Origin of the sequence: Stenotrophomonas sp. G4 (assembly GCF_003428825.1) — a bacterium.
Taxonomy (GTDB): domain Bacteria; phylum Pseudomonadota; class Gammaproteobacteria; order Xanthomonadales; family Xanthomonadaceae; genus Stenotrophomonas; species Stenotrophomonas indicatrix.
In genome coordinates this window covers 2,617,853-2,631,443 of the sequence record NZ_CP031741.1, presented here as the reverse complement: position 1 = coordinate 2,631,443, position 13,591 = coordinate 2,617,853, and the positions used below count along the sequence as shown (strand labels likewise).

The window sequence follows — 13,591 nt, the reverse complement described above, 5'->3', positions numbered from 1 at the left end:
GGCCCAGCTAGTGCGTCGTGACGTAATACAACGTAACGATGTTCAGCGCCATGGAACCCAGCAGCGGACTGATCGCCAGCCAGCGCTTGGCCTTTGATTGCCAGCGGGAAAATTGCGCAAGGTAGTGGTAGACCGAGTGCGAGGCGAGGCAGAACAGGCCAAGCCAAGCACCAACGCAATGTAGACAAGACTGCTCGGGGCGATCTTCATGGCATGACCTTGCCGAGTCGAGCATGGCTCGACTCGACTGAACCGACTACATCGCCGGGCAGGCCGGATCCTTGCCGCTCACCGCTGCGCAGATCCGTCGGCGGCAATCCACGCCCTTCAGTGAGGTCGGGCTGGGGCAGCTGCGCAGCTGTGCCTGGATGTTCGATTCGGTCGACGCGGACTTCTTGCTGGCCACGCGCTCGAAGGCGGCACGCTCGTCCTCGGCACGCTTGCGCTGGTCGGCTTCGATCTGCGCGATCAGGTCGTCCATGCTCTGCGGCTGGGTGTTGGCCTTCGTCTTGGCCTTGGCCTTGTCTTCTTCCTTGATGATGCCGAGCAGGGTGCCGAGCAGGTTTTCATCTCCCTTGCCCTGGCTGCCGGCCCGCGCCGCGTCGCGCGCGCTGCGTGATGCCGTCGCCGTGCTGCGTGCACCGGTGCCCGTTGTTGCTGCGGCGGGTGCTGCGGTTGCGGCGGCTGCATCAGCCGGAGCGGGCGCTGCGTTCTCTGCAGGTGCAGGCAGCGCAGGCTCGCCCACCGCAGGCGGCGCATCCACGATCATGGCCGCACCGTCGCGCGACGACGTGGCGGGAACATCCGGGTGTCCTGTTGCCTGAGCCGGATCCGGATCGGGGGTCAGCGAATACTCGCTGGGCTCGGGATAACCGGCACTGCCGGACAGGCCCCACGCCGCAAGCCCGGCAATGGCGACCACGGCGGCACCGATGCCCAGCCACAGCCCGAGGCGACGGGTGCCGCCAGACGATACGCGCGCAGCACGGGGTGAGGCGGTTGCCTGCCGGCCCTCCATGTCTGCCAGAATACGGCCCGCATTGGGGGCCTGGCCTTTGTTCTGCGCTCCCCCTGAGAGCAGACTTGGCCGGTTGATTCCGCCATTATTCAAGTGCTTCCAGCCCTTGGTTTGAGTCGGCAACCACTGCCGAAGCGAATTTCCGCATTCTTAGTGAAAGCGGTGGGGGGCGTCAACCAGATCGCGTGTCAGGGAGGACCAGTGTTGCCAATCGTGGTTGCCGCCATTGCCATCGTGCTGCTTGTGGCACTTGTGTGCTGGGTGTTGTTGTTCCCCGAGACGGTCGAGGCGTTGCGCCAGGCGTTGGCGCGCCGGCTGGGCGGATTCCGCCGCAAGGCGGGGCGGATGGGCGACAAGGTCGGTCACGGCGTTACCCGGGTGCGGAGTGGGGTTCGTGAAGAGGCGGGTGCGGCGCATGGCGCGATCCGACGCCATTGGCCGATCCTGGCGATTGCTGCAGCCGTCCTGCTGATTCCTCCAACTGTGATATTGGTCACACGCCAGACGGTGGTGCTGGAGGATTTTCGCGGCGATGATCTGGCCGAATCCAGTTCGATGGTGGCGCAGTTGTTGCGGGGCGAACGCCTGGCGCCGCCACCGCCGCCGCCGCCGGAGGTATTCACCACCGCTGAGGTGCGCCGTCTGCGGCCTGAAATTGTGACGGCGGACCGCAAGTGGAACCAGATCGATCCCGATCTGCAGCAGCGTGTGCTGGCCATTTACGAGGTGATGCGGCGCCAGTACGGGTACGAAATGGTGTTGATCGAGGGCTATCGCAGTCCGGAGCGGCAGGCTGAGTTGATGGCCGGCGGCAAGGCCACCCGCGCCGGTGCGTGGCAGAGCTGCCACCAGTATGGCCTGGGCGTGGACAGCGCCCCGATCCGTGATGGCAAGCTGCAGTGGGACATGAATGACGAATGGACCAAGCGGGGCTACTTCCTGTACGGCGAGCTGGCCCAACAGGCGGGGCTGGACTGGGGCGGCAACTGGCGCAGCATCAAGGACTACGTTCACGTGGAAATGACATCGCGCTGCCGCGCAGCGCGTGCTGCCAAGCGCGAGGAGCTGTCACGCCAAGGGTGATAACCACAGGGCGGTACTGGTATCGTTAGGGCGATGAACTGGGTCGCCGGGGAGCAGGAGGCGATGGAGCGCCAGGTCAAACAGGATCAAGGAGCATGATGGATGGCACGACCATTTATTGTCGTCGGTGACAAGCTCAGCCACGGTGGCAGCGTGGTGGCAGGTACCGGCGAGACCGACATCAATGGCAAGCCGGTGGCGCGCGTCGGTGACCGCGCGGTGTGCGCTCTGCATGGGGCGACCATGATCGTCAGCGGCGATGCGACCGTCTTGATCGACGGCCAGCCGGTGGCGCGTGACGGCGATCGCACCGGTTGCGGTGCGACACTGGTGGCGTCGCAGGCCGCTACCGGCCTGCGCTGAGCGGCGCGGTCGACGGGAGCAGGGCATGGAGCAGGGCAACTGATGGCAGGATGGCTGGGCAAGGCAGCGTCGGTGGTGATGGTGTTCATCGCTACCTGGGGCGCAACGATTCTCTACTGGCGCAACAGCGGCACGGTACCGACCGGCATGCAGATGCTGGCCTACCTGGGCCTGCTGCCTGTTGGGCTGAGCAGCGCCGGTTTCATGCTGCGCGGTGCGCTGCAACGTGGCGCAGCGTCTGCGCTGGACAGGGCCGCGTCTGATGACGGCAGGGCAGGAAGTGCAAACCATGAGGCGGGCATTCCGGCGTCCGTGGCCCCACCTTCGGTCGCGCTGCTCGCCGGCACCCTGCGGTTGGGCATCGACCTGGATGCCCCGTCACTGCTGGCCATGGCTGCCGTGCCGCCGCGCCCATCGCTGGATGGGCGCTTCCGTGACAACTACAACCTGCCGGTACGGATGAGCGCGGCCAAGGACCTGGATGAGTTCGAGGTGGTGCAGGTGCGGCAGGATGGCATCGATACGGCGGCGCATGAGCGGCGCGCGCTGGCGCTTCTGCGCCCCGTGCTGGAAGAACTGCTGGAAACGGTGTTCACCACGCTGCCGGAAGTGGTGGCCTCTGAAGAAGTGGTGGTGGCCGGCCTGCGTCGTCGCGACGAACAGCGCGTGGAGAACGTGCTCACCATCGAACTGCTGGTGTCCGGCAGCTGGTCCGATCCGTTGCGCCACTGGGCGCAGGAATGGCTGCTGGACCAGGCGCGCCGGTCGGGCCTGGATGCACGCCGCTTCGATGTACGCATCACCATGCTCGATGGCGCGCGCGAGGTATGGCCGCATCTGCAGCGGATGATCGATGCGCTGGCGACGGACCAGCCGCGCTGGCATCTGGTACTGGCGGCCTCATCCTCCATCGATTCCGCCGTTGTCGCGGCCTGGCAGGCGTCCGGGGTGCTGGCCACTTCGCAGAATCCCGATGGCCGGGTGCCGGGTGAGGGCGCTGCCGGCGTGCTGTTGTCCAGCCCGGCGCTGGCGCATGAGGGCGCTGGCCGCCTGTGGCGCCCGCAGCTGGTGCGTGCCGAGCAGATCGAAGGCCAGCGTCCGGCTGAGCAGCGCCGTCAGTTGGCGTCGTTGGCCACGAATTGGCACGCGTCGCTTTGCCAGGACCCGGTGCAGCCGCAGTTCGTGCTGCACGATGCCGATCACCGCGGCGATCTGATGGTCGATGCCGCAGCCATCGCCGCGACATTGGCGCCCGATCTCGATTTCAGTCCGCAGAGCCTGGCGCTGGCCGTCAGTGCCGGCGAACTGGGGCCGGTGCTCCCGGTTGCCCAGCTGGCATTGGCCCACGCACAACTTCAACGCCAGGCCGAGCCGGTATTGCTGCTCGGCGTCGCCGACAACCAGCAGCGCTTGTTCGGCCTGGTCGACCCTCTTCCTTCCCCGACGCTGCCGGCCGACGTGCCGTCGGCCACCTGACCCCTGGATCCCTGCATGAGTTTGAGCAATTTCAGCTACTACCTGCGCGATTACCGTCTGTGGATGGTGATCGGCCTGGTCGGTGCCGCGGCGCTGGCCCACTACGGTGAAGCCGAGGCGCGGCAGATAGGCATCTGGGTGGCCGTGGTGCTGGCGGGCCTGTTGCTGCTGGCGCTGCTGGTCTGGGGCATCAAGCGGATTCTCGCCCGTCGCGCGGCCAAGCGCGTGGAGGCGATGGTCAAGGACGAGGCAGACAAGGCGGTGGCCTCGTCGCAGCCGGCGCAGCGGGCCGACACCGAGGCGCTGCGGACCCGCATGCTGGATGCGGTCAAGCAGATCAAGTCTTCCCGGATGGGCATGCTGAAAGGCAACGCGGCGCTCTACGAACTGCCGTGGTACGTGATCATCGGTAATCCCGCGGCGGGCAAGAGCACGGCCATCCTCAACTCCGGGCTGCAGTTCCCTTTCGAGGACAACCGCGGCAACGTGGTGCAGGGCATCGGCGGCACCCGCAACTGTGACTGGTACTTCACCACCAACGGCATCGTGCTCGATACCGCCGGCCGTTACTCGGTGAGTGTCGATGACCGCATGGAATGGCTGACCTTCCTCGGTCTGCTGAAGAAGAACCGCCCACGCGCGCCGATCAACGGCGTGATCATCGCCGCCAGCCTGGCCGAGCTCTCGGGCAGCAAGCCGGAGTTCGCGATCGAGCTGGCCAAGAACCTGCGCCAGCGCGTGCAGGAGATCACCGAGCGCCTGGAAGTGTTCGCGCCGGTGTACGTGCTGTTCACCAAAGCCGACCTGATTGCCGGTTTCAGCGAGTTCTTCCGCAACCTCGACCCGGGCGAACGCGAGCATGTGTGGGGGGCGACGTTGCCGTTCGACGTGCAGCAGCAGGGCGATGCGCTGGCTGCCTTCGACAGCCACTTCGACGAGCTGGCCGAAGGCATCAAGGAGATGAGCCTGACTCACATGGCAATGCAGCGCGGCCGTGAAGTGTCGCCGGGCCTGCTGTCATTGCCGCTGGAGTTCGTCGGCATCAAGCCGGCGCTGCGCACGTTCATCGCCACGCTCTTTGAAGACAATCCGTACCAGTTCAAGCCGGTGTTCCGCGGCTTCTACTTCTCCAGCGCGCTGCAGGAAGGACGCTCGGTACACCATGCTTCCGAGCGCGTCGGCCGCCAGTTCAGCCTGGAGCGCGGCTCCAATGTCGATGAGGCGCCGACCGGCCATACCGCGTTCTTCCTCAAGGACCTGTTCCGCAAGGTGATCTTTGCCGACAAGGAACTGGTGCGGCAGTACTCCAGCCCCCACCAGAACCGCCTGCGCTATGGCGTGTTCCTCGGCGCCGTGGGCGTGCTGGCGTTGGCGCTGGGCCTGTGGACCTGGTCGTATACGACCAATGCGCAGCTGGTGGCCAATGCGACCAAGGACCTGGACCAGGCCGTGCGCGTACAGAAGGATCGCATGGACCTGAAGTCGCGCATCGACGCGCTCCTGCTGCTGCAGGATCGCATGGAGCAGCTGGACCGGTACGGGAGCGAAGGCGGCATCACCACCCATCTTGGCCTCTACCAGGGCACGGCGATCCGCGAGAAGCTGCTGCGTGAGTACAACCACGGCATGCAGCAGGTGATGCTGGCGCCCACCGTGTCGAACCTGGAGAACTACCTGGGCCAGGTGGTTGCCGAGCGCGACAAGCTGGGGCAGGGCAACAGTACTGCCGCCGAGAGCGAAGTGCTGTACCAGAATGCCTCGCCGACCAGCACCAACGATGCCTACAACGCGCTCAAGACCTACCTGATGCTGGGCAATCCCAAGTACGTGGAAGGCGCGCACCTGTCACAGCAGCTGACCCTGTTCTGGCGTACATGGCTGGAGGCCAACCGCGGCCAGATGAGCCGCGAGGAAATGGTCCGCGCGGCCGAGAAGCTGATGACGTTCTACGTGGCGCAGGCGGGCAAGCCGAGCTGGCCGCAGGTACAGAACAAGGTGACCCTGGTCTCCGACACGCGCCAGGCGTTGGGCCAGGTGATGAAGGGCCAGCCTGCGATGGAACGCGTGTATGCGCAGATCAAGGCCCGTGCCGGTGCGCGCTTCACCACCACTACGGTCGACAACCTGATCGGTGTCGAGCGCAATGGCCGGATGATCAACGGCAACTACGCCATCTCCGGCGCCTTCTCGCGCAAGGCGTGGGAAGAGTACGTGCAGGATGCGATCAAGGAGGCCGCCAATACCCAGCTGAGCACCACCGACTGGGTGCTGGGTACGACCGAGCAGAGCGACCTGTCGCTGGCCGGCAGCCCGGAGCATGTCTCGCGCGAGCTGGTGAACATGTACAAGAACGACTACGCCCGCGAGTGGACCAAGTTCCTGCAGGGCCTGAGCGTGGCCGAGTTCAGTACCTTCGATGAGGCTGTCGGCCGCATCAACAAGCTGGGCGACGCCAGCAACTCGCCGCTGCGCGTGCTGCTGGAGCGCATCAACGAGGAGACCGTGTGGGACAACCCGCAGGCGCTGGCGCGCTCCAGCAAGGCGCGCAAGGGTTTTGTGGCCTGGTTCCAGCGCACCATCCTGCGCAAGGACCCGGCAGCAGCGGCAGCGGCGCAGCCGGTCGGCCCGATCGGCAAGGCCTTCGAGGGGATCGCGCGGCTGACCAGCGAACGCGGTGACCAGCCTGCGGTCATCACCGCTTACTTCGAAACACTGGCCAAGCTGCGTGCGCGCCTGAACGCGATCAAGAGCCAGGGCGAAATCGGCGTTGGTACCCGCAAGCTGATGCAGGACACCTTCAGCAACGAGGGTTCGGAACTGAGCGTAGGCCTTGCACTGGTGGACGAGCAGGTGCTGACCGGGCTGGACGAGAAGCAGCGCGAGGCACTGCGTCCGCTGCTGCTGCGGCCGCTGACCCAGACCTTCAGCACGCTGATCGCACCGACCGAGGACGAGGTGAACAAGACCTGGAAGGCGCAGGTCTACGATCCGTTCAAGGCGCGCATCGGCCAGCAGTACCCGTTCAACCTCAACTCCGATGTCGACGCCGCACCGAGCGACATCGCCGGCATCTTCGGCGCCAACGGCAGCATCGCCGCCTTCAACAAGGAGGCGTTGGGCACCCTGGTGATCCAGCGCGGTCCGTTGCTGGAGACCCGCCGCTGGGCCGGGCAGGGGGTGAACCTGTCGGCCGAACTGGTGGCAAATTACGGCAACTGGGTGAGTGGTTCGGCGGCCGGTGCGGCGCAGGACACCACCATCTTCGAGATCCTGCCGGCGCCGGCGGCCGGAGCGCTGGAGTACACCATCGAGATTGATGGCCAGGTCCTGCGCTACCGCAATACGCCGCCGCAGTGGACCACCATGCAGTACCCCAATGCCGGCCAGGTACCGGGTGTGAAAATCACCGCGGTGACCGGCGATGGCCGCACGGTGGAGGTGTTCAGTGCACCTGGCGCCAACGGCTTCAACCGCTTGATGGCTGAAGGCGAGTACGAGCGCCTGGACGACTCCAGCCGCATCACCTGGAACGGCAATGGCGTGGGGGTGACGGTGGAAATGCGCATCGTGCGCCGTGCAGGCAGCGGTGGTGCCGAAGGCGGCGGCGACTGGCAGCGGGGGCTGCAGCTGCCCGAACGTGTGGCCGGTGGTACGCCGGTCGCTCCGGCACCGGCAGCCGCGCCTGCAGCACCGGCACCGGCACCGGCACCGGTCACTGGAGGTGCCCGATGAGCCGAGTCGTCAGCGCCGGGGTGTCTTACTTCGGCAAGGTGCCGTCGCGTGGCGATTTCGTCCGCGCGGCCGAAAACCACCAGTTGCTCGGCTGGCTGGACCGCTGGGCCGGCGAGAGTCTGGAACTGCTGAGCCAGAGCCCTGACTGGAAACAGCGCTATGACGAAGCGCCGGAAATCCACTACGCGTTCCTCGGTTCGCGCAGCAAGATGGTGCTGTGCGGTCACTTCCTGGCCAGTCGCGACGCGTCCGAGCGACGCTTCCCGCTGTTGTCGGCGCTGCGCCTGGATGCGCCGGAGCCGCTGCCCTTCATCGGGCGCAGTCCGCTGGCGATGTCCAACGCATGGTCAGGCCTGGCGCGTCTGGCCCGCCAGGCCTACCAGGACAGTGACGCCGCACAGGCACTGGCGCAGCTGGCCGATGCCCGTTTCAGCATCAGCACCGACCCCGGTGATTACAACGGCAGCTTCCAGGATTTCCTGGAAAGCACCACGGTGGCCGATCTCGAACAGCGCCTGCGCGATTCCGGCCACGGCGATGTAGCACTGCGCCAAGTGCTGCCGGCACTGGGCCTGCTGTTGCAGCCGGTGCTCAGTGGCGGTGACGTCAACATCGACAAGGCACTGGTGTTCCCGCTGGTGCGCGATCCGGCCTATCGCCCGCTGGTGGCGGCGTTCTGGCTCGACCTGCTGTCCAGTTTCGTCGCCCGCGGCGACTTCGAACTGGCCGTGCTGATCCGCAATGACGCCGCGCCGAGCATGATCGTCGGCTTCAACGGCGCCGACCGCCAGGTGCTGCGCGCGGTGCTGGATCCGGCCGAGGCCGGTGACTTCCTGATCCGCATCCAGCACTCCGAATGGGTGGATGACTACATGCGCGGCGACTACAACCTCAACCGCTTCGGCAGCTTCCTTGATCGTGACGACCTGGCCCTGGCCACCGCACGCAAGCTGTTCGGCGAGACTTTCCTGGGAACCTGACGATGCGCCTGTGCAATTCTCTCTCTCTCGTGCTGCCGCTGCTGCTGGCTGCCGCGCCCCTGTCGGCGCAGAACACGCCGGCAGCAGCCCAGGCGACCGCGGAACGCCCGGTGGTGATCGAAGGCGTGGTGCCTGACCAGGCGACCAAGGCCAAGCTGCTCAACAACCTGCGCGCGGTCTACGGTGCCGACCGTGTGGTAGACCGCGTCCAGGTCGAGACCATCGCCACCCCGCCGAACTGGGGCGATTACGTGTCCGGCATGATCAATCCCGGCCTGAAACGGGTATCACCGGGCAAGCTGGAAGTGAACGGCCAGGCAGTGAAGATCAGTGGTGAGGTCGGCAACGAGGCCCTGCGCCAGCAGGTCGCCAGTGACCTGAGCCTTGCCAGCAACACCAGCTATACGGTCACCAACGCACTGAAGGTGGGTTCGCAGCAGAACGTGCTGGACCAGACCCTGGCCAACCGCATCATCGAGTTCCAGAGTGGCAGCGCCCGCCTCACGCCGTTCGGCATGAGCATCCTTGATGAGATGGTGGCCAAGATGGCGCAGATGCCGGACAGCCGCTTCCTGATCATCGGCCATACCGACAATGTCGGTCAGCGCGAATCCAATCTGACCCTGAGCCATGCGCGCGCGCTGGCGGTGAAGAACTACATGATGTCCAAGGGGATCCCGGGCAGCCACATGGATGTGCTGGGCAAGGGGCCTGACGAGCCGGTGGCGGACAACACCAGCAACGATGGTCGTGCACGCAACCGTCGTATCGAGTTCAAGATCCAGTAAGTACGGCGGAGAGCGGGCGATGCCCGCTCTCCGTCCTGCGCCCGGAAATGCTCAGTCTTCCGGATTGACGTCCAGCATCTCTTCCATCTGCTCCAGCGTGCCGTGGTCCTTGATGACCCGCTTGAGCCAGACGTGCAGCGGCATCTCGCCCCAGCGCGCGGCCTTTTCGGCCAGGTAGGCCACCGGGCTGTGCGGCTCGGTGCGACGGAAGAACTCCGCTACCTGGCGCAGCTGCTGCAGGGCCGCCTTGCGCGAGCCTGGCGCACCGGATGCACCACGGGGGACGGACGTGGCCGGGGCGGTATCGAAAGCGGGTGCGTCCTCGGCGAAGCCGGCGCCGCTGAGCGTGTCCTCTGCCGGCCCGGTCTCACCATCGAGCAGTACCCCTGCCTCGCGCGCGAAGCGCAGCACGGTACGCTGCAGATGCTCGAGCTGCTCGCGAACCGCGCTGAAGCTGGGGCCGTCCAGGCCGAGCCGGTTGTCGACCGCCGCCTGCAGCTCGGCCAGGGCCTGGCTGCAGTCCGGCAGGTCGTCGGCCAACTGGCGATAGAACCCGTGCTGGGTATCGCGGCGGGCGGCATTGAGGATATCCAGGCCCGGCCGGCCGTCATCATCCTCGCCACTGTTGGCGCGGGCATGGGCGTGCTCGAAGTCGGCCAGGCTGAAGCGGCCCTGCGGCGCGGCGACGATCGGTACTGCGCGCAGCCACTGCAGTGAATTGGTCAGCAGCCAGCTGAGGTTGCCGATACGCTCCTCGAAGTCGCCGTCCGGCGCCTGCGGGTGGACGTCGTCCCAGAACCGGTCGCACAGGCCGGCGGTGACCCGGTAGCCCGCCGCCAGGCCCTGGAATCCCTCCAGCTGGGTGGCGGCTTCGCTGAGCCAGCCGGCCAGGCGCAGGTCCTTGGTGCGGGCCTGCAGCAGGTCGGTGGCATCACGCAGCACACTGGTCCAGTCGGCGTACTTGATGTCGGTCTGCCAGGCACCCTGGTCCAGGGTCGGGTCGTCGGCACGACGGTTTTCAATGATCCGATCGAACTCGGCCGAGAACGACAGGTCTTCACCGGTCGGGGCGTGGTCCGAAATCGGGGCCAGCAGGGCTTCCTGATCCAGCATGGCAGGTCTCGTTGGGGACTGGAGGTCGATTCTAGCCGTTGAACGTGAATGCAGTTACTGGATCATGACCACCCGCTCTGGCTGAATACGATATGGCGCCGATTGTGTGACAAATGCCACAGTTCATTGCCGCATGTCGCGCCGTCATTTTGACGAACATCCCGATCTGGTAGATTTGGCGGCTGGAAACCGACGCAAGGTGCCTGTGAATTGGGCGTCTTTCACTCTGGATATGGCATGGATCAGCTGAACAACCTGATGACGCAGCTCGCTGGCCTCGGCGATGCCCAGCGTCTGTATCGCTTGCAGTCCGAGGCATTCGCGGCATGCACCGTGGAGCGCTGGCGTGGACGCGATGCCCTGGGCGAGCACGCGTGGACCGAAGTGGACGTGCTTTCCACCGACGCAGGCGCTGCACTGGACGCAGTGCCTGCAACACGCGCAACGCTGATCACGCAGCTCGCTGACGGTGGCCAATCGCAGCGCAGTGGCCTGGTGGCCGATGCCGCGCGGATCGGGGGTGATGGCGGGCTGGTGCGCTACCGTCTGCACCTGGTGTCGTGGACCTGGTGGCTGCAGCATGCGCGCCACAGCCGTGTGTTCCAGGAGCAGAACATCCGCGCCATCGTCGACGCAGTCCTGGCGGCACACAGCGACATCGCGCGCTGGCGCTGGGGCGAGGGCGTCGACGACTTCCTTGGCGGGCGCGTGCGCAGTTACTGCGTGCAGTATCGCGAAAGCGATCTGGACTTCCTGCAGCGCCTGCTCGCCGAAGAGGGGCTGGGCTGGCGGCTTTACGCCGACGAAGAGGCGCCCTGCGGCAATGTCATGGAGATCTTCGCCGACAGCGTTGCGCTGCCCGAGGATGCAACCAGTGCCGGCACCGGCGTGCGCTTCCATCGCAGCGATGCCACCGAAGCCAGCGACAGCGTGCAGGCCATCGGCATGTGCCGGAGCCTTTCCAGTACTGCGGTCAGCCTGCAGAGTGATGACTATCGCCAGGTCCGTGCGCTGGCCGGTCAGTCGCCGATGGACGGCGGTGGCAGCGGCTCGGCGCGCGAGGATTTCGACCCCGTCGGTGCCTATGCCTTCAGCGATGGTGCCGCCGCTTCGCGCCACGCCCGGCTGCTGGCGCAGGCGCGCGAAGCACATAGCCGACGCTGGCGCGGCCACGGCACCGTGCGCGGCCTGCGATCAGGGTGCTGGCTGCGGCTGCAGCAGGCTCCGGGGGCGACTCCGCCGGAGCTGCTGCTGGTTTCGGTGGACCACGCTGGCATCAACAACCTGCCTACCGATCTGCGGCGCAGCCTTGAGGATGCGTTCGGCATCGCGCCTGGCGGAAGCGAGGACGCGACACTGTGGCAGCAGGCCGACGCGGTCGGCTATGGCAACCGGTTCGAAGCGGTGGAGCGCAGCACGCCATGGCGGCCGCAGCTGCTGGATGGCACCGGCGCCCGCCTGAATCCCCGCCCGACCGTGCCGGGCTATCAGACGGCAGTGGTGGTGGCCGGGCAGGGCGGCGCCAGCAAGGACCTGCATGCCGACAGCCACGGCCGCGTGCGCGTGCGCTTCCATTTCCAGCAGGGACAGGGCGAGGGTGCCAATGACAGTGCCTGGCTGCGCGTGGCACAGCGCTACGCGGGCCCGGGCGTCGGCAGCCAGTTCCTGCCGCGCATCGGTCAGGAGGTGCTGGTCGGGTTCCTGGACGGCGACATCGATCGGCCGCTGGTGCTGGGGACGCTGTACAACGGGCGTGGCGAGGCCGGCGTAGCGCCGACGCCCGCCGGCGCCAGCAGCGAGGGCGACGTGTCTGCCTACGGCCAGGCCGGCGATGCACGCAACAGCGCGCAGGCCAATCTCAGTGGTGGCCAGGCGCCAGCGTGGCACGCCGCTGGCGCGGGGGAGCAGGCCCATCGGCAGGGCGGTGCACTATGGGGTATCCGCTCGCGCGAATGGGATGGCGGTGAAGGCAGCAACCAGCTGCTGTTCGATGATTCCGACCAGCAGCTGCGCGCGCAGCTGGCCAGCAGCCAACAGGTGTCACAGCTGACGTTGGGCCATCTGCGGCACCAGGCCGACAACTACGTCGGCAGCGTGCGTGGCACCGGCTTCGAACTGCGCAGCGATGCGTGGGGCGCGGTACGCGCGGCGGCGGGCGCGTGGTTCACCGCCTATGGACATCAATCCTCCGCACCTGCGGGCGAAGCGGTGCAGCCTTCAGCGCTGCTGGCCCAGCTGCAGACGCTGGGCGAGCGCTTCACCCAGGCGGCGCGTACGCATGTGACCAGCCCGCTGGCGATGCAGGAGGGGGCCAAGGCCAAGCAGCGCTCGGCATTGATGACCGACCAGTCTCCTCTGCCGGGTATTCTCAAGAGCGTCCGCACGGCCTTGACCGGCGAGGCATTCGACCCGGCAACGGAACAAGCCAGCAAGCGTGATCCCGCGCCCGGTGAGACGCGCGTGCCGCACAGTGGGGACCCCCTGCTGGGCATGGCCGCGCCGGATGGCGTCGTGCAGGTCGCCGGACAATCGTTGCAGTGGTCCAGCGGCGAAGGGCTGCTGTTGTCCAGTGGCGGCCACAGTGACATGACCGTGATGGGGCAGGCGCGCCTTCATGCGTCGCAGGCGCTGGGCATGCTGGCCACCGCCTCTACCGGGGCGGGCGCGGATGGTACCGCGCTGGCCGCCGTTGCCGGTGTGGGCGAGCTGGATGTGCAGGCGCAGGCCGATGCAATCCATGTTCAGGCCCGGCAAGCGCTGCAGGCTGCCAGTGCTCAGGGTGTGGTCGAGGTCGAGGCGGGCAAGGTGGTGCATGTCGCAACCAGTGGTGGCGCCAGCATCACTCTTGAAGGCGGCAACATCACGTTCGCATGCCCCGGCGTGATCACCGTGCACGCAGGAACGAAATCCTTCCTGGGTCCGGCCCAGTTCAAGACCGAACTGCCGAACTGGAGCCAGAGCGATACATCGAGCTGGAGACTGACCGGATTCTCGGGGTGATCCAGCGCGTGCCCCATATCACTCCTGGGATTCTTCGA

The 13,591-nt window shown here is 66.6% G+C and carries 10 protein-coding genes; 7 read left to right on the top strand and 3 right to left on the bottom strand.

Annotation, left to right across the window (positions count from 1 at the left end):
* Nucleotides 1-7: 7 nt before the first annotated feature.
* A complete protein-coding gene (locus D0Y85_RS20575; protein ID WP_162887663.1) occupies nucleotides 8-235 on the bottom strand; it encodes a hypothetical protein in 228 nt (75 codons plus the stop codon).
* A 21-nt stretch (nucleotides 236-256) separates the two neighbouring features.
* The gene (locus D0Y85_RS12155; RefSeq protein WP_117310649.1) at nucleotides 257-1,018 is read right to left on the bottom strand and encodes a hypothetical protein; all 762 of its coding nucleotides are present in this window, start codon (nucleotides 1,016-1,018) and stop codon (nucleotides 257-259) included.
* Between the two features lie 201 nt (nucleotides 1,019-1,219).
* Between D0Y85_RS12155 and D0Y85_RS12150 the strand changes: the two genes are divergently transcribed.
* The 6 genes from D0Y85_RS12150 to D0Y85_RS12125 all read left to right on the top strand — a co-directional run bounded on the left by D0Y85_RS12150 (nucleotide 1,220) and on the right by D0Y85_RS12125 (nucleotide 9,440).
* Nucleotides 1,220-2,101 carry a M15 family metallopeptidase gene (locus tag D0Y85_RS12150; RefSeq protein ID WP_240329232.1) on the top strand — a complete coding sequence of 294 codons (882 nt, stop codon included), beginning with the start codon at nucleotides 1,220-1,222 and terminating at the stop codon, nucleotides 2,099-2,101.
* A gap of 102 nt (nucleotides 2,102-2,203) precedes the next feature.
* Entirely contained in the window at nucleotides 2,204-2,464 is a 261-nt protein-coding gene (locus D0Y85_RS12145; RefSeq protein WP_117310647.1) for a PAAR domain-containing protein, read from the top strand.
* A 42-nt stretch (nucleotides 2,465-2,506) separates the two neighbouring features.
* Nucleotides 2,507-3,940, top strand: a complete 1,434-nt coding sequence (locus tag D0Y85_RS12140; RefSeq protein WP_117310646.1) for a hypothetical protein — start codon at nucleotides 2,507-2,509, stop codon at nucleotides 3,938-3,940.
* A gap of 15 nt (nucleotides 3,941-3,955) precedes the next feature.
* Nucleotides 3,956-7,672: a type VI secretion system membrane subunit TssM gene (gene tssM / locus D0Y85_RS12135; RefSeq protein WP_117310645.1), complete on the top strand. Its 3,717-nt coding sequence runs from the start codon at nucleotides 3,956-3,958 to the stop codon at nucleotides 7,670-7,672.
* The gene (tagF, locus tag D0Y85_RS12130) at nucleotides 7,669-8,652 is read left to right on the top strand and encodes a type VI secretion system-associated protein TagF (protein WP_117310644.1); all 984 of its coding nucleotides are present in this window, start codon (nucleotides 7,669-7,671) and stop codon (nucleotides 8,650-8,652) included. The genes tssM and tagF overlap by 4 nt, the downstream gene beginning before the upstream one ends.
* 2 nt (nucleotides 8,653-8,654) lie before the next feature.
* Nucleotides 8,655-9,440: an OmpA family protein gene (locus tag D0Y85_RS12125; protein ID WP_205420707.1), complete on the top strand. Its 786-nt coding sequence runs from the start codon at nucleotides 8,655-8,657 to the stop codon at nucleotides 9,438-9,440.
* Nucleotides 9,441-9,491: 51 nt separating this feature from the next.
* Here D0Y85_RS12125 and tssA read toward each other — a convergent pair whose 3' ends face one another.
* Complete coding sequence (gene tssA, locus D0Y85_RS12120) at nucleotides 9,492-10,553, bottom strand: type VI secretion system protein TssA (protein ID WP_117310642.1); 1,062 nt, start codon at nucleotides 10,551-10,553, stop codon at nucleotides 9,492-9,494.
* A gap of 237 nt (nucleotides 10,554-10,790) precedes the next feature.
* Here tssA and D0Y85_RS12115 point away from each other — a divergent pair, with 237 nt between their 5' ends.
* Entirely contained in the window at nucleotides 10,791-13,553 is a 2,763-nt protein-coding gene (locus D0Y85_RS12115) for a type VI secretion system Vgr family protein (RefSeq protein WP_240329231.1), read from the top strand.
* Nucleotides 13,554-13,591: the final 38 nt, after the last annotated feature.